This window comes from Negadavirga shengliensis, assembly GCF_042652345.1.
Lineage (GTDB): Bacteria > Bacteroidota > Bacteroidia > Cytophagales > Cyclobacteriaceae > Negadavirga > Negadavirga shengliensis.
This window is the reverse complement of the sequence record NZ_JBHSJJ010000007.1, coordinates 1-22,474: the sequence shown is the minus strand read 5'-3', so window position 1 is coordinate 22,474 and position 22,474 is coordinate 1. Positions and strand designations below refer to the sequence as shown.

Here is a 22,474-nt window from a genome sequence, read left to right as displayed (position 1 = left end):
TTTTTCTATTGACGAAAAAGGAAGCAATAAAAAAGCTGCCTTAAACCAAATAGGGCAGCTTTTTCATATTTTTAATGGTTTGCTTGGCTAATTTCTTCGGTAAGGCTGGTTGTTTTTAGCTTTTGGTCCTGTGATTCTTTTTCTTCTATCCAGGTCTGTATTGACGGATACCACTTCCTGTGGCGCATCCTTGACATGTTTTCGATTTTTGAATGCAGGACCTTTCAGGTCTTCCTTAGCGATGTCGGTATATGCCACGCCGGTTTTGGCCTGCTGTTTCCAGGGTTTGTAATTTTTGGCTGCCGGACCCTTAAGCTCCCGGTCTGACTGCGCGTAAGAGAAGTTTAAGAAAAGCAAGCCTGCCACAAATATATATATAAGCCTTTTCATAACGTATCGGGTAAAGTTGAAATATAAGACCCTACTCTATAATACGGATTTGAGAGAAAAGGTTGCTGGAAATCAGCTGTTTTTTAAAGTTTTTTATATTTATGTAAAATTATATACGGAATTTAAATACTATTCTTTTTATAAATAGGGTAAATATAAAACTGGAAAATTCAAGTTTGTCTTTGTGAAGAAAAAAAAGGGGTGTTATTTTAACCTTAAAATCAGAAATAGGATATAAAATCAAAAAACCACCGTGATTAACCGTCACGGTGGTTTTTTGATTTTTTTTGTTTTTTAAAAAGAAAAGACCGCGGCGAGAACAAATGAAGCAAGGCTTTTTGAATTGCCCAGGTCTTTATTCAGGAAAAAATCTTGTGACATGGAGTCCAATCTTATCTCCGGTATCAGTGTCAGGTTGTTGGCTATCTTGGCATTGCCGGATAAAGTAACGGCGAATACGCTGCCGTCGCCGTTACTTAGTCCGACAACACCCTCCAGGCCATCATTGAAGACCTTGAAATATTCTGCTCTTGCGCCAATAGCAAACTTATCTGATGTGGTGACTTGCAGATATCCGGCAGCTCCATAGAACCCCGCGCCATCGCCGGTTCCGTTTTCTATGTTGGTACCGTTGTAGAACTGACCTGCCCCCGAGGTGTTATAAGTTCCGTTAAATCCTAAGAAAAGAGGTTCGGTCACATTGTAGCCCATGGTCAGGTCGACCTGAAAAGTGGAACCGAGAGAGGCCGTACCGAAGGTGGGAAAATCATCAGCATTCAGTTTTCCGTCCTGGTCACCGTAGAGAAAGTTCAGATAAGTACCTCCGGCTTCCGTTTCGTAAGCCAACTGAGCCCCCAGCGTATAAGTGCCGTACAAATTGAATTCGGTCATATCCGTTGGGTTCATTACAGCCGCCATGAAGGACCATTTGTCAGACAAGGCAAAATCTGCTTTGATCCCAGTGTGGGAAAAGGGGCCGTAGGAAAACATGTAGGAAGTGGAATAATTGAAATTACCGGTAGGGGAGATGACTTCATAACCCAAGTAGGTATTGAAATTACCCATGGACAGGGTAACGGCATTGTTTATGTTCCAATACGCGTAAAGTTGGTTAACGATCTGAGAGCTTCCGGCTATTCCTCCTGCATATAAAGGAGATCCGAAGACGGCGTCTTCTCCCCTTGGTCCGAATACCAGATCGGCAACAAAGCCTACTTTTTCGCCTTCATAAGTGGCGACGATATTGGCCATTCCCAACGAAAAGCCGGGCAGATTGGCAAACGAGGTGGCTGGAGCCTGGGTAAATTCCCCTTTATTTGGAGCGTTAAAATTTGACCTGAAATAAGCGTCCACTGAGCCTGAAAAGCCAATTCTTGATGTTTTATCTTCCGCCTCTTCCTGTGCATTGACCAGGGTTGAAAATAAGGAAAAGACAGTTATAATTAGATATTTTAAGTTTTTCATTTTAATTTTAATTATCGGTTAAATTTTATTTGACTGTGTCAACCCTGGTCTTATTCCGAAAGAGAGTGGTGTTTTTTTCGATAAGCCAGGGTTTTTTTCAGCATCGGGCTGCATTTATTAATTATCTATTCATCATACACAATGGTATATCCCCTGATGCCATGTTCGTGGCTATCCAGCCCGGACCGTTCATGCTCCTCGGAAACCCGGATGCCCATGGTGACTTTAAGCAGGTAGAAAATGATAAATGCGGAAAAGAAGGCTGTCGCTCCGCAGATAACTACTCCCAGCAATTGGGTCAAAAAGGTATGTTCCGGATTGTTGGAGAACAGGCCTACTGCCAAAGTTCCCCATATGCCACAAGTCAGGTGTACGGAAACCGCGCCTACCACATCGTCCAATCTCATTCTGTCCAAAAAAGTGGCGGACAATACAACCAGAATGCCTGCTATAAAACCTATAATCAATGCGGATATAGGGTTGATCACATCAGCTCCGGCAGTGATACCGACTAATCCGGCGAGCACGCCATTTAACACCATGCCGAGATCCAGTCTTTTAAATACGAAATAGGCGGCCAGGAATCCGCCAAGTCCGCCCGCACATGCGCCCAGACAGGTGGTTACCAGGACCAGCGATACCAATGCGGGATCTGCAGAAAGTACGGAACCCCCATTAAAGCCAAACCAGCCCAACCAAAGTAAAAAGACGCCTATCACCGCCAACGGTACACTCGCTCCCGGCTTATCTATTGCCTTGCCGTTGACATATTTGCCGATTCTGGGACCTACCAGGATGACACCGGCTAGAGCTCCCCAGCCGCCAACAGAATGAACGAGTGTGGAGCCTGCAAAATCATAAAAGCCCATGGCGTCCAAGGCGCCGCCACCCCATTTCCAGCTACCGATCAATGGATATACAATCGCTACAAAAACAACAGTGAAAAGGAGATATGCGCCTAATTTGACCCTTTCGGCGATAGCGCCCGATACGATGGTGGCAGCCGTAGCGGCAAACATCGCTTGAAACAGGAAGTCTGTCCAGTAGGTATACCCTGCATCGGCGTATCCGGCTGAAACATCTGCTTCTTCCGGCTTAAACCAGAACATGTTCCACCCGGAAAAATCGAAGTCGAGCCATCCGGGTACCTCAAATCCCGGATACATTAGAAAAAATCCTATCAGCGAATAAGAGACGATTCCGATGATCGGTGTAACCGTATTTTTAAATAGGATATTGACAGTGTTCTTCGCTTGACCAAATCCCGCTTCAACCCCGGCGAAGCCCAGGTGCATGATAAATACCAATGCGGTGGACAACATCATCCATAAATTATTCGTGGTGAGTGTGTTTTGGATAATTTCTGCTGAAAAATCTACCCCTTGGGTGATGTTTTCAACACTTACTTGAGTTAGAATAGTAAAATCTCCTTTCATATGTTTTTAATTATTTTTCATTGGCCATATGGAATCTCGCAATCTATAATCATCCCAGTTTGTGACGATCCCGTCATGCTCGATTTCATCTGTTTATAATTTGTATTTAAGTTGCCAGATAGCTTGCCTCACATGTCCCCCGCTATCGGGGCATCCCAGTGTGGGGACGTTTTCGTCATGCTCGGTTTGTTAATAATTTGTTTTTCAATGGCTATAACTTGTCCCGTACCTCAGGTCGGGATAGCCTGTCCCAGCCTGACCTCGGGGAACTGGCTTAAGGATGTTTAATCATTCATCTGTGCGTCACTTGTATCATGCTCGGGTTAGGTTGAAATTTTATGTGATTTATAAAAGACATACCTTACATTACGGTATTTCTAATTTTCTTTAAATCTAAATGTTTTTTTGGTAAAAAAAACAACTATTATTTATGTATTATGCAGAAAATCAGAGAGTAAAGGGTATTTTTTGAACTGGTTTTATCGAAAAATTTGCATGTTTATTAAATATAAGATCATTATTTAATCATAATATTTCTGAAACTTGTTAATGTTTAAAATGACGTTTTAAACGCCAACAGGGATAGAAGATATGGAAAATATTGTTTAGGGAAATAACTGCTTGTTCAAATGGAATAAAATAAGGAAAAATTAAAAAATACAGAGAATAAATAAGCGAAAGCCGGGAATGTCATTTATCTTATAATTAATTGACCTGAAAATAACAAAAAGAATGGAAAAAAAATTTTAAAAAAAAAATGAAAAGACGCTAAATTTTTAACTCAATATCAGAGTTTTTATGTCAATAACAAAAAATACAGTTCAAATAGAAAGCTGTTTTTGCCAGTTGAACTTATTTATTTCTGCATTTGAGCGTATTCTTTAGCGAAGTAGGTTAAAATAATTTTGGCTCCCGCTCTCTTAATGCTCAGAAGAGATTCCACCATCGCCCTTTCCCCATCCAGCCACCCGTTGGCCGCAGATGCCTTGATCATGGCATATTCCCCGCTGACGTTATAGGCAGCGATAGGAAGGGAAAAGTTTTCATTTAACAGCCGAATGATATCTAAGTAGGCTAGTGCAGGTTTTACCATCAAAAAATCCGCACCTTCTTCCGTGTCCAGTTGCGCTTCGATCAAGGCTTCCCGGGCATTGGCTGGGTCCATTTGGTAGGTTTTTTTATCTCCCGATTTGGGTGCGGAATCCAGCGCATCCCTAAAGGGGTTGTAGAAAGCACTGGCGTATTTTGCCGTGTAGGACATAATGGATACCTCTTTGAACCCTTCTTTATCCAATAGACGGCGGAGATGGCCTATGCGCCCGTCCATCATGTCGGAAGGTCCGATAATATCCGCCCCGGCCTGTGCCTGAGCTAAAGCCATCTTTCCGAGGATCTCCAGGGTTTCATCATTGAGGATTTGGCCTTCCTCCACCAGCCCGTCATGCCCATCTGAACTGTAGGGGTCCATGGCCACGTCGGTCATGATGCATGCTTCTGGAAATGCATGTTTGATTTTGTTGATGGCTTTGAGATAGAAAGTTTCCGGGTTGTGACTTTCTGTGGCATACTTATCTTTTTTGCTTTCCGGATAAGCCGGAAAAATATCAAAAGCCTTGATGCCCAGCTGCATGCAGGCATCAATTTCCTCCAACATCAAATCCGGAGAATAACGGTACACCCCCGGCATGGAAGCCACTTCCACTTTCTGGTTGATACCGTCAATTAAAAATAAGGGTAAAATCAGATCTTTTACGGACAGTCGCGTTTCTTCCACCAGGGAGCGGATCACCGCGGACTTTCTGTTTCTTCTGGGTCGTCTAAGCATGTTCGGTTTCGGATTGAACGGATTTTCAATCAAAATTACCAAAATATACGGAAGAATACTGCCCGGCCGCTCAAAAGTTAATTTGTGCCTGTAACCTCAGCAGGTTTCCTTTTTGCCGGTTTTGAGGGTTGAGGGAATTTTCAAAAGTCCGGTCAGAAATCGTATACATGGCCACCAGTTCAAAATTGCTGTGTGGTTGCCATTCCACGCCTAGTTCCAGTTCTTTTACCCTGTGCTTGGTCGCGTCAAATTCATGTTTTTTACCCCCGTTGTAATAATGATATCTGGTAAAGGGGATATAAGTATTCTTGCCGTGTTCAATATAATATGAACCCAGTACATAACCTCCTCTGATAGGTTTGTCTTCCACGTTCATGGTTTCGGGATTGAATTCCGGGCCTCTCCCCCAGTTGAACTCCGCTTGAAGCCCGAATGGCTGAGGATACACGATGACGGAAGGACCATATCGGAACTCCCTGAATTCCCTCTGGTCATTGTCTGTAAGGGTACTGCGCTCTATCACAAACTTGCCGGTATATCCTTGCAAAGATCCTTCTATAATTTGTCCTGAAGGAAGTTCAAAAGGATAGGTTGCCCTGGTGACCGCATGCATGGAATTGTTTTTTTCAGGTTGGTTGGCAGTCTGGCCATTGTATAATCCTAATGCCAGGACACCATAATCCCCGGAACCTTTCAGACCGGATGAAACCAGATACCTGAACCTCTCGCGGATTTTTTTAGGGGCATAGTAAAGCATTAACCCAATATCCCTCTCGTTGGCCACGGCACTGTTAAGTCCATCGTTCCTATCCAGAGGAATCCGGTTTTGGCTGGACTGTAAGTTCTCAAAACCAAAAGGGACTTTGCTCTGGCCGATCCGCAACCTGAATTCCTGGTCGGCATCTAAACCCAGGTCAAAATACGCATCCCTGATTTGCGCAAAATTCCCCCCGCCTGACGCAAAGTCGGGCTGGATATAAAAGTACACGCGCTCATGGATATCTCCATAGAAAATCATCCGTATCCGTCTGAAGAAAAAGCCGCCGTTTTCTCCCCAGGACTTGTCGCACTGGTCACATTGCAATTGAGGGTTGGTTTCAAACAGACGGTTATACCTGAGCTGAGCATAGCCCCTCAACTGGATTTTATCAAACCATTGTTGGGATTGCTCTGCTTTTTCAACCTGTACAGAATCGTTTTCAGTGTTCCTTGCATTCACACTGATAGTAGCCCATACTGCGATGAGTAGGGTAAGGGCGAAAAGTTTCCGCATTATGTTTAAATCGTTTTAGTAATACAGCACCACAAAGTAAAACTCTATCTATGTCCTTAATATGAATGCGGGGTTACCAAAATGTTATGAAATAAAAAATGGGGATAACAATCTGCTTTCTTAAACCGCATATAAGTAAAAAAAGCCCCTTATTCTTTTAAAAAGGGACTTTTGAATGTTAAGAAATTGTTAACAGCATTTTCTGTTAGGTAAGTAAATCAGAAATCTGAGTGACACTTACCTGTGTATAGTCTGTAATATACAGGTGACAGGGAGGCAATTCTTCTTTATTGTGGGAAGACAGGACACCCACCACTTTCATGCCGGCGTTCAGAGCGGCCGATACTCCTGAGAAGGAATCCTCAAAAACCAGGCATGATCCAGGATTGGTCTTGAGGTTTTGGGCGGTTTTAAGGTATATTTCCGGGTCCGGTTTGTGCTTGGCTACATTTTCACTGGCCATTACGGATTCCATATGTTTGCCAAATCCCAATCTCTCCATAATCAGGTCCAGATTGGCCCTGGGAGCTGAGGTGGCTACGCCGGTTTTAAATCCATTCTGTTTTAGTTCGGATAGAAAACCGGTAAAACCGGGGATGGGTTCTACTTTATCCGCATAAATTTCCCGGAAAAGCCCCTCTTTTTCGTTTTCCAATTGAACGAACTCCTCACCTAAAATTTCCCTGCCAAGAAAATGGCTAAAGATGTATTTGTTGCTTTTGCCATACATATGCAGGGCGAATTCTTCTTCTGTTGGTTTTAGTCCTCTTTTTCCAAAAAACAGCCTAAAGGCTTCTGAATGATAGGGGTTGGTGTGGCAGATCACCCCATCCATATCAAAGATCACTGCAAGTTTTTCCATTGTGGATATTTAGCCTATGCTATTTAAAGTTCAAGATGGTTTTTTCAATAATGTCGCAACAACTGTGCAGTTCTTCCTCTGTCATGACCAATGGAGGTGCAAACCTGATAATGTTGCCATGGGTGGGTTTGGCCAAGAGACCATTCTCTTTCAGGGAGATGCAAATCTCCCACGCGGTGGCGCTGTCGGGGCGGTCATTGATTACAATGGCATTCAACAGGCCTTTCCCCCTTACGGTACTGACCAATGGCGATCGTTCCACCAAAAGCTGCATTCTTTCACGGAATATCTTTCCCAGCTTTCTGGCATTTTGGGCCATTTTTTCATCTCTGACCACTTCAAGGGCGGTCATGGCTACTTTCACCCCCAAAGGATTGCCTCCGTAAGTTGACCCGTGTTGGCCGGGTTGGATCACATTCATGACCGCATCGTCCGCAAGGACCGCTGAAACGGGCAAAAAACCACCGGAAAGCGCCTTCCCTAAAATAAGGATGTCAGGACGGGTATAGGTGTCCTGCTTTTCGCAATGCCCTTCGCAGTTACAATTGCCGCAAACGGCCAATAAAGATCCCGTTCTGGCAATTCCCGTTTGGATTTCATCCGCAAGCAAGAGCGCATTATGGGTTTTACATATGAGGGAGGCCTTTCTGATATAATCTTCGTCCGGAGTGATAACCCCCGCTTCCCCCTGTATAGGCTCAACTAAAAAAGCTACCACATGTGGGTTTTTCTCAAAAGCCTTTTGAAGCGCATTGAGGTCATTGTAAGGGATGGATATAAAACCGGCGGTAAAAGGCCCAAAATTTCTTCTGGCATTTTCGTCGTCGGAAAAAGAAATGACCGTTGTGGTCCTGCCATGAAAGTTGTTTTCAGCCACGATGATAATACCTTCGTTTTCCGGAACTCCTTTTTCCTCATAGCCCCATTTTCGGGCGATCTTGATGGCCGTTTCTACGGCCTCCACGCCGGTGTTCATGGGAAGGACCTTGTCAAATCCAAAGTATTCCGTAATGTATTTTTCGTAAGGCCCGAGCACATCGTTATAAAACGCTCGGGAGGTCAAAGTTAAAGTGCCGGCCTGTTCTATCAACGCGTCCTTGATTCTCGGATGGCAATGTCCCTGGTTAACCGCCGAATAGGCGGATAGAAAATCAAAGTATTTTTTACCTTCCACATCCCACAGATAAACACCTTCTCCCCGGCTCAGTACCACGGGGAGGGGCTGATAATTATGCGCGCCGAATTTGTCTTCAAGGTCTATCGCCTGTTGGCTGGAATTGATTTCCTGCATCATGGGAACAATAATTTTGATTCCGGTTAGTTGATTTTTAGGGACCCTTAGCCCGGTGGGCAAATATAATAAAAGGCTTTTGGAATAATGAATCTATACCAAAAAGTTCGCCCACCAGGATTTATTGAATAAATTGGGCGCGGCTTTTTGGTATTTAATTAAAACTTCCGATATTTGCAAACTCAATTGAAAACGAGTCAAACATCATACGATACGATATATCATGGCAAAAATTTGTGACATTACTGGAAAAAGGCCCCGGGTAGGAAACAATGTATCGCACGCCAATAACAAAACCAAGCGTAGATTTTATCCTAACCTTCACAAAAAGAGCTTTTTTATTCCCGAAGAAAATGCTTGGATTACCTTGAAAGTTTCTTCGCAGGCATTGAGGACGATTAACAAGAAGGGGATCACCGCTGTGTTGAAAGAGGCGCAGAAAAAAGGTGACATCATTATAAAATAAGATTTACCTCCACCAAAAAAACAGGAAGCAATGGCTAAGAAAGGTAACAGAGTACAGGTGATCTTGGAATGTACTGAACATAAGCAGAGCGGTATGCCCGGAACTTCCCGGTATATCACTACCAAGAACAGAAAGAATACTACCGAAAGGCTGGAGTTAAAAAAATTTAACCCCATCCTAAAAAAGGTAACCGTGCATAAAGAAATAAAATAATATACTGTCAATCCCGGAGTTATCTTCGGGATTTTATAAAAAACACACATCATGGCTAAGAAAGTAGTTGCAACCCTAAAAAGAGAAGGCGGTATCTCCTACGCTAAGGTGATCCGGGCGGTAAAATCCGAAAAGACCGGTTCTTATACTTTTAAAGAAGAAATGGTTCCTACCCCCATGGTTCAGGAAACTTTAAAGAAATAATTCATTTAATTCTTTGAAATGGTCAAATGTCCCTTTCGATCTGTATCGGAAGGGATTTTTGCGTATATTCAGAAGACAATTTAAACGCTATGGGAATATTTGGTTTTTTTTCCAAAGAGAAAAAAGAAAGCCTAGATAAAGGTTTGCAGAAATCCAACGAGAACCTCTTTTCCAAACTCGGTAAAGCCATTGTGGGGAAATCCAAAGTGGATGATGAGATTCTTGATGAGCTGGAAGAGATACTCATTACCTCCGATGTCGGAGTGGATACGACCATCAAGGTTATCCAACGCATCGAAGAGCGGGTGATGAGGGATAAATATGTCAATACCTCAGAACTGGACCTTATCCTCCGTGAGGAAATCGCGGAATTGCTGGAAGAAAACAATACCGATGATCTCACAGATTTTGAATTGCCTGCAGGCAAGAAGCCTTACGTGATTATGGTTGTAGGAGTCAATGGTGTCGGTAAAACCACCACCATAGGCAAGCTTGCCCATCAGTTCAAACAGGGGGGCAAATCTGTGGTCTTGGGGGCTGCCGACACTTTCCGGGCTGCGGCTGTGGACCAGCTAATTCTTTGGGGCGAAAGGGTCGGGGTGCCTGTCGTTTCACATGGGATGAACACCGATCCGGCTTCGGTGGCCTTTGATGCCGTGAAAAAGGCGGTGGAAACGGGAGCGGATGTGGTTATCGTGGACACTGCCGGGAGGCTGCACACCAAGGTCAATCTGATGAATGAATTGACTAAAATCAAAAGGGTGATGCAAAAATTCATAGATGAAGCACCTCATGAAGTGCTTCTGGTATTGGATGGCTCCACCGGACAAAATGCTTTCATACAGGCCAAGGAATTCACCAAAGCCACCGACATCACTGCTCTGGCCATCACCAAGCTGGACGGAACGGCAAAGGGCGGCGTGGTCATAGGTATTTCCGACCAATTCAAAATTCCGGTTAAATATATTGGCGTAGGAGAGAAAATGACCGATCTGCAGGTATTTAACCGCAGAGAGTTCGTCGATTCATTGTTTAAAAAGAAATAATTGGATCTTTTTTAAACATTTCCAAACGCTTTATAAATACAGGTTAAGTGCCCAATGAAAATAACCTACGGCCGCAAAACGAACAATCCGGTTTAGGAACATTGACCCAAAAGGTACCAAAGCAATAAAAAGATAAGAATGGTGCTGAAGCATCCGCCTCCCAGTTTGTAGGCGCCATAGCCCGCCAGTAATCCTCTGAATATATTTCTCATGATGGGTTCGTGTTAGTGGTTGATATATAATCCTTTTACTTTGTTTAAAAATCAAATTGAATCAAATATATAAAAAATTGTAATTTAAATTTTATACCTGATACAATTCCTCATTGATGTAAATGAATTATTGTCACAGGTAAAGGCGTGGAAGCCATTTTTTAACATTATTTAAATAGGATCATCAGAACTCAATCCGTAGTTTTCGGATATGGAAACTGATAAATTTTTACTGATTTTAATTGCAGGCTGTTTAATCTGGATTTCTTGTTCATCGAATAATTCCAAGTCGGAACATAACATCGGGTGGCGATTGGAAATTGTCGATTCCCTACGCGTCGATTATGTAGGCACCTTGTCTTTCCATGACTATGATAAAGAGAGGAATATCTATCTAATGGAAGATGGTCAAAAAGGGGTGATATTTCTTATCGGGGAGAGCGGGGAGGTTTTGGCCCGGTTTCCACTTTCGTCAGATGGTCCGAATGCCGTCCGATCGCCGAAGGCTTTTGGTCTGTTTGATGGTAAAATTACGATCATGGATTCACAAAAAGGTTTTTTGGTATTTTCTGACACAGGCGATATAACCGAGAGGATAGAAATTCCCGGGCCTTATTTTTATGTCAGCACGCTCAGAACCCCGTTTTTTGAATGGGGAGATGGTTGGGCTTATATCCGTCCTGAAAGAGGCAAAGTGGATTATGGTAGCCGGATGGAGATGTTTAGGAAGACATACAGCAGCCCTATTCTGGAAGTTTTTGACCCTGCATCACAAACTGTCTGCCATACGATGCCCTTTCCCCCGGAAACCATATATCAGGATGGAGACTTCTATCATTGGACCTATCCACACATCGTCAAGAATGGGGAGGAGTGGCTTTTGCAATTACTGGGAGAGCTCAAATACCATGTTTATCATCAAATGGGAAACGAAGTTTTATTCCAGCACACCGTGGACCTGGACATAAAAGATGCGGTCCCTATCCTTGGAGTACCTTTTGAAAAGATGGATGATTTATATGAGCTATGGAAATATATTTATTTTGGCAAAATCGAGAACTTGTATGTTTTGGACGAGAATATCCTGGTTCAATATACCAAGGGAGTAAAAGAGGAAACGGTTAGGCAGCATGATAGGAGCAATCCGGAGGGATGGGCGTCATTCATGCAAACCGTAGACCAACATATCGCTGTCTTGGACAAAAGCCACCAAGTGCTTCAAAAAGACATTCCGGTTCCCAAAGGCTTGGTATTGACCCAAGTGGTAAACGATAATGATGAGATACTTGCCCTTAAGGACCAGGAGTACTTTGGTGTGGAAGAGGACCACGTGACATTTTATATGTTGAAGTTGAAGCAATAAAAAAGCGCCGATTCACATCGGCGCGGATTGAAAAATGTTGCAAGGAGTAATAAAAAATCGTTGCTGTATTACTGCTCCAAAATTATTGATAATCCGGTCTTTTGGGTCAACCGGACGGTTAAGCTTTTTTTATTTAAATAGCCATTAAGGCCCGCGGAATTAATATTTCAATAACATTGGATCAATCTTTATAGTCATGGATCTTCCAATGCTTTTATTTTTTGTACTTTTGCGTCAAATTCCAATAATTTGAAAACGAGAACCTTAAAAAAAGACAAAGTCAATATCATTACCATGGGTTGTTCGAAAAACCTGGTGGATTCAGAGGTTTTACTCAGCCAGTTACGGGGCAACGGCATAGATGCCCGCCATGAATCCGGCGAAACGGACAACAATATCGTGATCATCAATACCTGTGGTTTTATAGACAATGCCAAGCAGGAATCCATTAATACCATCCTGGAATATGCCGATGCAAAGGAGCGGGGGTTAATTGATAAGGTTTATGTGACGGGCTGTCTGTCCCAGCGTTACAAAGACGAATTGGAGGCCGAGATTCCCCAAGTGGATGCTTTCTTTGGGACGAGGGATCTCCCGGCAATACTGAAGAAATTCAAAGCGGACTATAAACATGAACTGGTAGGAGAGCGTTTGCTTACCCACTCAGCCCATTATGCGTACATGAAGATTTCAGAGGGCTGCGACCGCCCCTGTTCCTTTTGTGCCATTCCCCTTATGCGTGGTGGCCACGTATCCAGATCCATTGAGGAACTGGTAAAAGAGGCCCAACACAAAGCCAGCCAGGGAACCAAGGAACTGTTGCTTATCGCCCAGGACTCCACCTATTACGGGCTGGACCTGTACAAAAAGCGGCGGTTGGCGGACCTCATGAGGGCTTTGTCGGATGTGGAAGGGATAGAATGGATAAGGCTGCATTATGCTTATCCCACGGGATTTCCTATGGATGTGCTGGACGTGATGGCCGAACGGGACAATATCTGCAAGTACCTGGACATTCCGCTACAGCATGGTTCCAGTGAAGTGCTAAAGGTCATGCGGAGAGGAACCACCAGGGAGAAACAGGAGGCTTTGATAGAAAACATTCGTTCCAGAATCCCGAACATTGCCATCAGGACCACCCTTATTGCCGGGCATCCAGGGGAAGGAGAAAAGGAATTTGAGGAAATGGTGGGTTTTATTGAGAGGATGCGTTTTGACAGGATGGGGGTGTTTACCTATTCCCATGAAGAAGACACCCATGCGTACCATATGGAAGACAGTGTGCCGGAAGAGGTAAAACAAGCCAGAGCCAACCAATTGATGGAAATACAGGAACAGATTTCCTTTGACTTGAACCAGACCAAAATAGGCAGGACTTTCAAAGTGCTGATTGATAAGAAAGAGAGCGGGCATTTTGTGGGCAGGACGGAGTTTGATTCGGTTGAAGTGGACAATGAGGTGCTGGTAGATGCCCAAAAGCATTATTGCCGCATTGGGGATTTTGTGAAGGTCAAAATCACGGATGCCACAGAATTTGATTTGTATGGAGAGGTGGTTTGATTTCGGTTTGGATAAAAGGTTTGAAGAAGTTCAGGTTATTTTGGTCTGAACTTTTTCTTTTATAAAGAAGGGCTTATTTTTAAAATTTTAAACCGAATCCACATGCAGATATTGGAAGTAACCCGGCCGGAACACCGTAAGGAATTTATAGAAATGGCGGTAAGGCTATACCGGAACGAAAAAAACTGGATCAGACCGCTGGATAAAGACATTGAGGGGATTTTTGATCCGGATACCAACAAACTCTTCAAGCAGGGCGGGAAAGCCAAAAGGTGGTTGGCGAAAAATGACAGCGGAGACACGATTGGTCGAGTGGCCGCTTTTTTGAATCCAAAATGGAAGGAGAAACAACCCACGGGAGGTTTGGGCTTTTTTGAATGTGTTGACGATCAAAAAGCAGCCTTTTTGCTTTTCGACACGGCCAGGGAATGGCTTGAGGCAGAGGGGATGGAAGCCATGGACGGGCCGGTAAACTTTGGCGAACGGGATAAGTGGTGGGGCTTGCTGGTGGATGGGTTTTCGCCGCCGAACTATAATATGCCCTGGAATTTTCCTTATTATCAAAAGTTTTTTGAGGCTTATGGTTTTCAGTTATATTTCAAACAATATACCTACAGGAGACCGGTGAGGGGTTTGGCCATTGAGACGAAAATGGAAGAAAGGGCTGCCCATATTCTTAAGGATAAAGATTTTCAGTTCAGATACCTTAAGGGTAAAGAGCTATGGGAGAAATTCCCCGTATATTTCATGACCGTATACAATAAGGCCTGGGCAAGACACATGGGCAAGTCCATTTCGGAAAGGGAAGCCCGACTTATGCTGAATAAGATGAAACCCATCATAGATCCGTATTTGGTATATTTTGGGTTCCACAAGGGAGAACCGGTTTCATTTTTTATCAATATTCCTGAGATCAATCAGCTTTTTAAATATGTGAATGGGAAAATGGATTTATGGGGAAAAATCAAATTCCTGTGGCACAAGACCTTTAACCCCCCGGATAAAATGCTGGGGCTGGTATTCGGTGTGGTGCCAGAGTTCCAGGGTAAAGGGGTGGAAAGTGCGATGATCATTGAATACCGGGATACCATTGCCGAAAAAAAACTGGCTTATAAAGCTTTGGAAATGAACTGGATCGGGGATTTCAATCCAAAAATGATGCGGGTATGCGAACAGCTCAATGCAACGATTTATAAAACCCATCATACCTACAGGTATCTCTTTGATAGGGAAAAGCCGTTTGAAAGGCATCCTATTTTCTCGTGATCACGATTAATGAGGGGAAGGTTCCTTGATATATAATATTAGGAAAACATCTTTTTCAATGATCGGTGTTTTTGGCTTCGCAGTGGTGTCACCCCCTTCGGGGTTGGTTTCGCTGTGTTAAGCCGTGTTTTCTATAAGAATGCCACCCCTTACGGGGTGGTCCGGCATCTACCGTTCGTTCCGTAGACCCAACCCCGAAAGGGTGAAAAGATTATAGAGCCATATCGGGATCCAATACACCCCAACCCGGAACGGGTGACATTATCCCAGTATTCCATCCGAGAAATTGAGAACAAAGAGTGCCCCTTTGGATTTGTATCGGTGTCTACCTTCGGTTCCGCGACCTAACTCCGAAGGAATGAAAAGATTATAGAACCAATTGGAATCCAATATATCCTAACCCGGAACGGGTGGCATTATCCCTTTACCCCGTCCGAAAAATTAAGGAAGAAGGGCGCCCCTTTTCGGTTTGGGCCGGCGCCTGCCGTCTGTTTTTATGGACCTAACCCCGACGGGGTGAAAAGACTATAGAGCCATATCGGGATCCAATACCCCCAACCCGGAACGGGTGACATTATCCCTTTACCCCGTCCGAAAAATTGAGGACAGAGGGTGTCCCTTTCGGTTTGTGCTGGCGTCTACTGTCCGTTTTTGTGGACCTAACCCCGAAGGGGTGAAAAGACTATAGAACCAATTGGAATCCAACACACCCCTACCCGGAGCGGGTGACATTATCCCTTTACCCCGTCCGAAAAATTGAGGACAAGGAGCGCCCTATGGGTGTGTGCTGGCGCCTGCCGTCCGTTTTTGTGGACCTAACCCCGAAGGGGTGAAAAGACTATAGAACCAATTGGAATCCAACACACCCCAACCCGGAACGGGTGACATTATCCCTTTACCCCGTCTGAAAAATTAAGGAAGAAGGGCGCCCCTTTTCGGTTTGGGCCGGTGTCTACCGTACGTTCTGGGTCCAACCCCGAAGGGGTGAAAGGATTATAGAACCAATCGGATTCAATATATCCCCAATCCGGAACGGGTGATATGATTTGCGTGTTGAATTCCTGACTTAATTGCAAGAGCACCTTTTGATTTTGCTATAGTTACCATTTTGGCTGAACCCCCATGATCAAATGGAGCGTGCCTCCTTGGATGATGTCAAAATGCCGTACCCCCATCTCCGGCAACGGCACGCCGTTGAAAGTTTTGTGCTGGATATAATAGTTTTTATCCGAATTGTTTTCCGCCATGATGATAAATTCTTTTCCGGGATAATAATCGGGATTTAACTGTATGGTGACCTTGTCGAAAACAGGACTCCCCAGTTCATATATAGGGTTGGTTTCCGTACCCCCGTTCATCTGGAAGAGGCCCAGTTTCATCAATACCGCCAGTGATCCCATGAGCCCCTGATCTTCGTCCCCATTGTATCCCAGATGAGGACTGAGCGCGCTGAAAGCTTTTTCCACAACCTTTCTGGACCAGTATTGGGTCAGATCGGGTCTTCCCAGGTAATTAAACACAAAAGCGGTCTGCATGGAAGGTTGGTTGCCATAGTTGATGGGAATCCGTCGGTATTCGGGATGGGTCTCCACGGAATGGGAGGTGCCTGAGGTGAACCCCAGCTTTTCTGCTTGCCTGAACTGCATGTTCAACTTTTCCGCAGCTTTCACTTTGCCACCCATAAGGTCAGCAAGCCCGGATAGGTCATGGGGGACAAACCAGGTAAATTGAGCGGCATGGGATTCTATAAACCCGTTGCCATAATCATAAGGGTCAAAAGGTTCTAGCCATTTGCCGTCAACGTCCTTTGGTCTCATCCAGCCCGATGATTTATCATATTGGTTTTTATAATTTTTGGAGCGGGCTAAAAAATAATCAGCATCTTCATTTTTGCCCAGTTTTCTGGCCAGTTGAGCCAATGTCCAATCCTGAAAACTATATTCCAGGGTAAGACTGGCCCCTTTTTCGTGATTACCGAAATGTCCGTGTGGATTAGGATAAGGCACAAAGCCCAACCGGATGTAATTTTCAACATCGCCACCCTGCCACGTTGTGTGTTCATATCCCGATTTACTCATCATTCCACCGGGCATGTGATTCTTTTTGAGGCCTTCATATGCTTTTTCTATGTCAAAACCTCTAATGCCTTTTTGGAAAGCGCTTACGAAAAAAGGAGTGGAAGAAGCCCCGGTCATTACGTAGGTGTAGTTGCCCCCGGAAGGCCCTCTGGGGATCAGTCCGCCATCTTCATAATATTGCAAAAAACTTTGAGTGAACTCCTCCATGATTTCCGGATAAACCAAACCCCACAGGGTATTCAAGGTCCACTGGGCACCCCAAAAGGAATCCGAATTGAAGTGCCTGAATTTGGGCTGTCCCTCTGTGTTCAGGGGAATCTGACCTATCCTGAAGGTCGCTCCGGTATTATCCGGATAAGCCCCATTTACGTCACTGATGGTCCTTCGGCCCTGCAGAGCATGCCACAGGTCTGTATAGAACCTCCTTCTCAAAGTATCCGTGCCCCCCTCTATGCTTATTCTGCCAAGCAAGTCATTCCATTCCCTTTTGGCCTCTTTTACCGTATTTTCAAAATCCCATCCCGGCAATTCCCTCTCCATGTTCAATTGGGCATTTTCAGGGCTGGTGTAGGATATGCTGACCTTCATCAGGAGTTCCTGCTCATTAGAGGGATGGAAAGTAACGAGCTTATGAGGAGCGGCATTGTCTTCAATTATACCCGAAATTTCCCGCTCAAAGGAAGCGTGGAAATAGACAGTGATAGGCTTCGGTCTTCTGGAAGTAGGAGCATTGGTGATTTTTCCTGCGATTGTCCGGGGACCGGTTTGTTGGAGTTCGCCATCCACAATTTCGCTTGGCCCCAGCGTCCCGCCCAGGTGAAAGAGGACGGAAGGGGCCTGTTGTTCCGGGTACCTATATCTGTGGAACCCAACCCGGTGGGTAGCGGTAAGTTCTGCTTGGATTTCATATTTTTCCAAATATACCTTATGATAGCCCGCTTCTACGGTTTCTTTTTCATGGCTAAAAGGAGAATAGTAATCCATCATCAACTGCCCTACATGGTCACTTGGGATTACCGGCATGACAGATACTCCCGACATTTGCCAGGCGTGAATGTGGCTGAAACCTTTTATGGTGTCCGTGTCATAACGGTAACCACTTCCCCAGGCACCTTCGAGTTGGGTGTCGGGGCTGAGATTGACCATGCCAAAGGGGCGTGTAGCTGAACTGAAGAAAAACCATCTTGAATTGGCCGCATCCAGTAAGGGAAAAACCAAATCTACCGGTCTCTCTGATAGTTGCGCCCGTAAAGAAGACAAGGGGATTACCAGCAATAAGGCTAAAACAAAACGGGAATAGGTAATTTTCGTCATATCAGACATTGTATCAAACGTCAATCCGTTAAGCAGAACACTAAAATCCGGATCAATAGGTAGGTGCTTAGGAGTTTATTATTTATTACATGAAAATTATTTGGCGGTCAGGCTCAGTTGCCATTTCCAACTGTCCTTTAAAGCATCTTCAAGATTGTATTTTGCTTTCCAGTTCAACAGTTTTTCAATTTTTCCGGTATCCGCCCAGACTTTTTCAATATCACCGGGTCTTCTCGGACCTATCTCATAATTGAGTTTTTTACCACTGACTTTTTCAAATGCCTTGATGACTTCCATTACCGTGTTGCCTTGTCCCGTTCCCACGTTAAAAAGATCATAAAAATGATCACCTTTGTCTTGTAGATAGGCTATCGATTTTACATGGGCGTCAGCTAAGTCCATGACATGGATATAGTCTCGGATACAGGTGCCGTCGGGAGTATCATAATCATTTCCGAAAACGGTAAGTTTTTCACGGATACCCGCTCCGGTTTGTGTTACAAAAGGGACCAGGTTGGCTGGTACACCTAGGGGCAACTCGCCGATAAGAGCGGTTTTGTGAGCGCCAATGGGATTGAAATACCTTAGGGATATGGCTCTGACTGAGGCGTTGCTTTTGACATAATCCGTCAAAATATCTTCCCCGATCTTTTTTGTATTACCATAGGGACTTTCAGCTGCCTTTCTGGGGGTAGTCTCTTTTACAGGCAGTTGGTCCGGTTGGCCGTACACGGTGCATGAAGAAGAAAATACAATGTCTTTCACTCCAAACTCTGCCATGGTTTCCAAGAGCACCAAGAGGGACACGATGTTGTTTCTATAATATTTTAAAGGAACTTGGGTACTTTCTCCAACAGCTTTGCTGGCTGCGAAGTGAATGACGCCGGTTAACTGGTTTTCGGAAAATATTTGCCGCATGCGTACGGCGTCGTTACAGTCGCCTTCATACCAGGTGATTTCCCGTTTGGTAATGCTTTTCAGTCTTTCTAAGACAGATTTTTCGGAATTAGAAAAGTCATCGATGATGACCGGCTCATAGCCTGCATTTACCAAAGCGACAGCGGTATGTGAACCAATATACCCTGCACCCCCTGTTATCAAAATTTTTTTCATGGCCAAATATAATATTTTGTGAGGAAACGACACTGTAATTATAATCTTGCATTCTAACAAGGCATTTTAAACCCCTCAGTAACGTCCATAACTATTGGAAGTTTCGTTTAAAGATATAAGGTTCAACAATTTCCGGGTATTGCCAAAAAGCCGGCTTGAATTTTGAAACTTTGTTCTAATGATTAAGTTAAATAAAGTATCTGTCCATACAATTAAACTATTTAAACTCTTTTTACCATGATAAGTTTTGAGCTCAATGAGAATCAGGTCATGATTGCCGGGATGATTCGGGATTTTGGAGCAAAGGAGATCAGTCCATTCCGAAAAGACTGGGATGATCGCCAGGAATTTCCCGTTCCCTTATTTAAAAAACTCGGAGAACTAGGATTGATGGGTGTTTTGGTGCCGCAGGAGTATGACGGCGCCGGTTTTGGATATTTTGAATATGTGACAGCCATTATGGAGCTGGCCAAGCTGGATCCTGGTATAGCCTTGTCCATGGCCGCCCATAATTCCCTCTGCGCGGGGCATATCCAAGCCTTCGGTACGGACGAACAGAAAGAAAAATACCTCAAAAAACTTGCAAAGGGAGAATACCTGGGTGCCTGGGGACTTACCGAACCCAACACAGGATCTGACGCTGCCAACATGAGAACGGTCGCCAAAAAGGATAGTGATGGCTATATTCTGAATGGGACTAAAAATTTTATTACCAATGGTTTTTCAGCTGATGTGGCTGTTGTGATTGCCAGGACCGGAGAACTGAGAAACCCCCATGGCATGACAGCATTCATATTGGAAAAAGGGACCCCCGGTTTCAGGGGAGGCAGAAAGGAGGATAAATTAGGGATGAGAACCTCGGAAACAGCAGAGTTGATTTTGGAAGATTGCAGGGTATCTGAAAGCCAGATTTTGGGGAAAACGGGGGAGGGGTTTATTCAATCCATGAAGGTGCTGGAAGGCGGTAGAATTTCCATTGCTGCGTTGTCTTTGGGCATAGCGGAAGGGGCTTTGGAAGCTTCTTTAAAATATGCAAAGGAACGAAAACAATTTGGCCGGCCCATCGCTGACTTTCAGGGAATTTCTTTTAAACTTGCCGATATGGCCACGCAATTGGAAGCCGCACGTTTGCTTACTTACAAGGCTGCTGATCTGAAAAACAGAGGACAACAGGTAAAACTGGAAGGGGCTATGGCCAAATACTACGCTTCAGAAATTGCGGTAAAACTTGCCAACGAAGCCGTGCAGATTTTTGGCGGATATGGTTTTACCAAAGATTACCCTGTGGAAAAATATTATCGGGACGTGAAACTCTGTACGATAGGAGAAGGGACTTCGGAGATACAAAAGATGGTGATTTCAAAAGCAATTCTGAAATAAATTTTTCTTTTTCATTTGATAGCCCTACATTTGCATGCTGAAAGGAGGTGTAAAAAATGATCGTAGTAAACGTAAAAGAGAACGAATCCATCGAAAAGGCGCTAAAGCGTTTTAAGAAGAAGTTTGACAGAACCGGCGTCATCAGAGAACTGAGAGGCAGGCAACATTTTGAAAAACCTTCTGTTCGTCGCAGAAATGAAATCATCCGTGCGGCTTACAAGCAGCGCATGCAGGATCAGGAAGGCAAATAAACTGTCCATCCTTTTCATTAGAAAAAATAAATAAGCATATTGGTGTATATTTTCACCGGTATGCTTTTTTCTTTTATCAACTATCTTCAACATGAGAAGCGGGCCAGCACCCATACGGTATTGGCTTACCAAAAAGACCTTGAGCAATTTGCCGACTTTTTGCAGGGAGCATTTGAACTGGATGATCCGGTAAAGGCCGGCCACCAGGAAATCAGGGCCTGGATGGTGGATTTAATCGAGCAGGGATTATCGGTTTTAACGGTTAACAGGAAAATCGCCACCTTAAGGTCGTTTTACAAGTTTTTGCTCAGATCGGGGGAGATTTCCAAGGACCCCACTTTTAAAATCAAAGCCCTGAAGAAAGGAAGGAGGTTGCCGGAATTTATCCAGGAAAATACCATTGCGCAGATATTGGAAGAAGCAGAATATGGCGAAGATTTCGAGGGGCAAAGGGACAAAATGGTCATCGAGATTCTATACCTTACAGGCATGAGGCTTTCCGAGCTGATCACCATGCGATGGGCTGATGTGGACACCTATGCGGGGCAGATTCAGGTGCTTGGTAAAGGTAAAAAACACAGAATTATTCCCATGTCAGAGACCCTAAAAAAGAATGTTGTTTTTTATCAAAAAGTATTTGAAGAAACATTTTTAAATGTACACCGAAGTGACTATTTTATCGTTAGAATAAGTAAGGAGCCAGCTTACCCTATGATGATATACAGAATTGTCAAAAAACACCTTGATCTTTTTGTTCAGACCACCAAGAGAAGTCCCCATCTATTGAGGCATACTTTTGCTACTCACCTGCTCAACAAAGGGGCGGACCTGAACGCCGTTAAGGATTTATTGGGACATGCAAGTCTGGCTGCTACCCAGGTTTATACCCACAACTCTATTGAGAAACTTAAGGCTGTGTTTGAACAGGCACATCCTAAAGCCTAAATAAAAGTTTAACTTTTAACCGTTAAATACCATGAAACTTCAAATGCATTCAATTCATTTCGACGCCGATCAAAAACTGATCAACTTTATCCAGAAAAAAGCGGACAAGCTGGATACCTATTACGACCAAATCATTGATGGCGAGGTTTTTATGAGATTAGATAAAAATGACAGGAGTGAAAACAAAATCGTTGAAATTAAACTGAATGTACCAGGCAAACAGATGTTTGCCAAAAGTCAAAATGATTCTTTTGAGGCTGCTGCCGATGAATCAGTGGAGGCACTGAGGAGACAGATCAAAAAATTCAAAGAAAAACTGGTCTTGGCCAAGCAATAGAAGAATCCAACATCCATATTTATTTAAAATTAGAGGCTGCCTTGTAAAAGGCAGCCTTCTTAAGTTTGGCTAATTTCTTGTATAGAACAAGCTTGACAGTGAATGAATAGGGTTATTTTTGGCACTTCGCTGTTTATTTTCCATTGCGACGAAGTCGGTGAAATTGATTTTGACAGAATCAGTCC

At 44.0% G+C, this 22,474-nt stretch carries 20 protein-coding genes; 11 read left to right on the top strand and 9 right to left on the bottom strand.

Going from position 1 to position 22,474, the window contains the following annotated elements; all coding sequences use genetic code 11:
* Positions 1 to 87: 87 nt before the first annotated feature.
* From ACFPFU_RS13205 to rocD, 7 genes are all read right to left on the bottom strand, one after another.
* Positions 88 to 390 (bottom strand): hypothetical protein, encoded by a 303-nt coding sequence (locus tag ACFPFU_RS13205; RefSeq protein WP_377065236.1) that lies wholly within the window; start codon positions 388 to 390, stop codon positions 88 to 90.
* Between the two features lie 294 nt (positions 391 to 684).
* On the bottom strand, positions 685 to 1,854 hold the full coding sequence (locus ACFPFU_RS13200) for a porin (protein WP_377065235.1): 1,170 nt from the start codon (positions 1,852 to 1,854) through the stop codon (positions 685 to 687).
* Between the two features lie 125 nt (positions 1,855 to 1,979).
* Positions 1,980 to 3,290: an ammonium transporter gene (locus ACFPFU_RS13195; protein WP_377065234.1), complete on the bottom strand. Its 1,311-nt coding sequence runs from the start codon at positions 3,288 to 3,290 to the stop codon at positions 1,980 to 1,982.
* A gap of 856 nt (positions 3,291 to 4,146) precedes the next feature.
* Complete coding sequence (gene hemB, locus ACFPFU_RS13190) at positions 4,147 to 5,115, bottom strand: porphobilinogen synthase (RefSeq protein WP_377065233.1); 969 nt, start codon at positions 5,113 to 5,115, stop codon at positions 4,147 to 4,149.
* 70 nt (positions 5,116 to 5,185) lie between these two features.
* On the bottom strand, positions 5,186 to 6,388 hold the full coding sequence (locus ACFPFU_RS13185; RefSeq protein ID WP_377065232.1) for a porin: 1,203 nt from the start codon (positions 6,386 to 6,388) through the stop codon (positions 5,186 to 5,188).
* A gap of 205 nt (positions 6,389 to 6,593) precedes the next feature.
* Complete coding sequence (locus ACFPFU_RS13180; protein ID WP_377065231.1) at positions 6,594 to 7,250, bottom strand: HAD family hydrolase; 657 nt, start codon at positions 7,248 to 7,250, stop codon at positions 6,594 to 6,596.
* Between the two features lie 19 nt (positions 7,251 to 7,269).
* A complete protein-coding gene (rocD, locus tag ACFPFU_RS13175; RefSeq protein ID WP_377065230.1) occupies positions 7,270 to 8,544 on the bottom strand; it encodes an ornithine--oxo-acid transaminase in 1,275 nt (424 codons plus the stop codon).
* A 220-nt stretch (positions 8,545 to 8,764) separates the two neighbouring features.
* On the opposite strand from rocD, the gene rpmB reads away from it, so the two are divergent.
* The 7 genes from rpmB to ACFPFU_RS13140 all read left to right on the top strand — a co-directional run bounded on the left by rpmB (position 8,765) and on the right by ACFPFU_RS13140 (position 14,871).
* Positions 8,765 to 9,007 (top strand): 50S ribosomal protein L28, encoded by a 243-nt coding sequence (gene rpmB, locus ACFPFU_RS13170; protein WP_377065229.1) that lies wholly within the window; start codon positions 8,765 to 8,767, stop codon positions 9,005 to 9,007.
* Between the two features lie 30 nt (positions 9,008 to 9,037).
* The gene (gene rpmG / locus ACFPFU_RS13165) at positions 9,038 to 9,220 is read left to right on the top strand and encodes a 50S ribosomal protein L33 (RefSeq protein WP_092174477.1); all 183 of its coding nucleotides are present in this window, start codon (positions 9,038 to 9,040) and stop codon (positions 9,218 to 9,220) included.
* Between the two features lie 51 nt (positions 9,221 to 9,271).
* Positions 9,272 to 9,424, top strand: coding sequence for a DUF4295 domain-containing protein (locus tag ACFPFU_RS13160; protein ID WP_377065228.1), 153 nt, complete (start codon positions 9,272 to 9,274; stop codon positions 9,422 to 9,424).
* Between the two features lie 89 nt (positions 9,425 to 9,513).
* A complete protein-coding gene (ftsY, locus tag ACFPFU_RS13155) occupies positions 9,514 to 10,470 on the top strand; it encodes a signal recognition particle-docking protein FtsY (protein ID WP_377065227.1) in 957 nt (318 codons plus the stop codon).
* 525 nt (positions 10,471 to 10,995) lie between these two features.
* Positions 10,996 to 12,045 carry a hypothetical protein gene (locus tag ACFPFU_RS13150; protein WP_377065226.1) on the top strand — a complete coding sequence of 350 codons (1,050 nt, stop codon included), beginning with the start codon at positions 10,996 to 10,998 and terminating at the stop codon, positions 12,043 to 12,045.
* 249 nt (positions 12,046 to 12,294) lie between these two features.
* On the top strand, positions 12,295 to 13,605 hold the full coding sequence (rimO, locus tag ACFPFU_RS13145; RefSeq protein WP_377065225.1) for a 30S ribosomal protein S12 methylthiotransferase RimO: 1,311 nt from the start codon (positions 12,295 to 12,297) through the stop codon (positions 13,603 to 13,605).
* 102 nt (positions 13,606 to 13,707) lie between these two features.
* Complete coding sequence (locus ACFPFU_RS13140; protein ID WP_377065224.1) at positions 13,708 to 14,871, top strand: hypothetical protein; 1,164 nt, start codon at positions 13,708 to 13,710, stop codon at positions 14,869 to 14,871.
* Positions 14,872 to 15,971: 1,100 nt separating this feature from the next.
* Here ACFPFU_RS13140 and ACFPFU_RS13135 read toward each other — a convergent pair.
* Positions 15,972 to 18,263: a GH92 family glycosyl hydrolase gene (locus tag ACFPFU_RS13135; RefSeq protein WP_377065223.1), complete on the bottom strand. Its 2,292-nt coding sequence runs from the start codon at positions 18,261 to 18,263 to the stop codon at positions 15,972 to 15,974.
* A gap of 96 nt (positions 18,264 to 18,359) precedes the next feature.
* Positions 18,360 to 19,376 carry a UDP-glucose 4-epimerase GalE gene (gene galE, locus ACFPFU_RS13130; protein WP_377065222.1) on the bottom strand — a complete coding sequence of 339 codons (1,017 nt, stop codon included), beginning with the start codon at positions 19,374 to 19,376 and terminating at the stop codon, positions 18,360 to 18,362.
* A gap of 237 nt (positions 19,377 to 19,613) precedes the next feature.
* Here galE and ACFPFU_RS13125 point away from each other — a divergent pair, with 237 nt between their 5' ends.
* The 4 genes from ACFPFU_RS13125 to hpf are packed head-to-tail and all read left to right on the top strand — an operon-like array spanning position 19,614 to position 22,289.
* Positions 19,614 to 20,756, top strand: coding sequence for an acyl-CoA dehydrogenase family protein (locus tag ACFPFU_RS13125; protein WP_377065220.1), 1,143 nt, complete (start codon positions 19,614 to 19,616; stop codon positions 20,754 to 20,756).
* 56 nt (positions 20,757 to 20,812) lie between these two features.
* Positions 20,813 to 21,007 carry a 30S ribosomal protein S21 gene (gene rpsU, locus ACFPFU_RS13120; protein WP_377065218.1) on the top strand — a complete coding sequence of 65 codons (195 nt, stop codon included), beginning with the start codon at positions 20,813 to 20,815 and terminating at the stop codon, positions 21,005 to 21,007.
* Between the two features lie 60 nt (positions 21,008 to 21,067).
* The gene (locus ACFPFU_RS13115; protein ID WP_377065216.1) at positions 21,068 to 21,952 is read left to right on the top strand and encodes a tyrosine-type recombinase/integrase; all 885 of its coding nucleotides are present in this window, start codon (positions 21,068 to 21,070) and stop codon (positions 21,950 to 21,952) included.
* A 31-nt stretch (positions 21,953 to 21,983) separates the two neighbouring features.
* Complete coding sequence (hpf, locus tag ACFPFU_RS13110) at positions 21,984 to 22,289, top strand: ribosome hibernation-promoting factor, HPF/YfiA family (protein ID WP_377065214.1); 306 nt, start codon at positions 21,984 to 21,986, stop codon at positions 22,287 to 22,289.
* The last annotated feature ends 185 nt before the right edge of the window (positions 22,290 to 22,474 follow it).

Coding starts and splice junctions, on each gene's coding strand:
- ACFPFU_RS13205 (WP_377065236.1), bottom strand. CDS start 390: ATGAAAAGGCTTATATATATATTTGTGGCAGGCTTGCTTTTCTTAAAC.
- ACFPFU_RS13200 (WP_377065235.1), bottom strand. CDS start 1,854: ATGAAAAACTTAAAATATCTAATTATAACTGTCTTTTCCTTATTTTCA.
- ACFPFU_RS13195 (WP_377065234.1), bottom strand. CDS start 3,290: ATGAAAGGAGATTTTACTATTCTAACTCAAGTAAGTGTTGAAAACATC.
- hemB (WP_377065233.1), bottom strand. CDS start 5,115: ATGCTTAGACGACCCAGAAGAAACAGAAAGTCCGCGGTGATCCGCTCC.
- ACFPFU_RS13185 (WP_377065232.1), bottom strand. CDS start 6,388: ATGCGGAAACTTTTCGCCCTTACCCTACTCATCGCAGTATGGGCTACT.
- ACFPFU_RS13180 (WP_377065231.1), bottom strand. CDS start 7,250: ATGGAAAAACTTGCAGTGATCTTTGATATGGATGGGGTGATCTGCCAC.
- rocD (WP_377065230.1), bottom strand. CDS start 8,544: ATGATGCAGGAAATCAATTCCAGCCAACAGGCGATAGACCTTGAAGAC.
- rpmB (WP_377065229.1), top strand. CDS start 8,765: ATGGCAAAAATTTGTGACATTACTGGAAAAAGGCCCCGGGTAGGAAAC.
- rpmG (WP_092174477.1), top strand. CDS start 9,038: ATGGCTAAGAAAGGTAACAGAGTACAGGTGATCTTGGAATGTACTGAA.
- ACFPFU_RS13160 (WP_377065228.1), top strand. CDS start 9,272: ATGGCTAAGAAAGTAGTTGCAACCCTAAAAAGAGAAGGCGGTATCTCC.
- ftsY (WP_377065227.1), top strand. CDS start 9,514: ATGGGAATATTTGGTTTTTTTTCCAAAGAGAAAAAAGAAAGCCTAGAT.
- ACFPFU_RS13140 (WP_377065224.1), top strand. CDS start 13,708: ATGCAGATATTGGAAGTAACCCGGCCGGAACACCGTAAGGAATTTATA.
- ACFPFU_RS13135 (WP_377065223.1), bottom strand. CDS start 18,263: ATGACGAAAATTACCTATTCCCGTTTTGTTTTAGCCTTATTGCTGGTA.
- galE (WP_377065222.1), bottom strand. CDS start 19,376: ATGAAAAAAATTTTGATAACAGGGGGTGCAGGGTATATTGGTTCACAT.
- ACFPFU_RS13125 (WP_377065220.1), top strand. CDS start 19,614: ATGATAAGTTTTGAGCTCAATGAGAATCAGGTCATGATTGCCGGGATG.
- rpsU (WP_377065218.1), top strand. CDS start 20,813: ATGATCGTAGTAAACGTAAAAGAGAACGAATCCATCGAAAAGGCGCTA.
- ACFPFU_RS13115 (WP_377065216.1), top strand. CDS start 21,068: ATGCTTTTTTCTTTTATCAACTATCTTCAACATGAGAAGCGGGCCAGC.
- hpf (WP_377065214.1), top strand. CDS start 21,984: ATGAAACTTCAAATGCATTCAATTCATTTCGACGCCGATCAAAAACTG.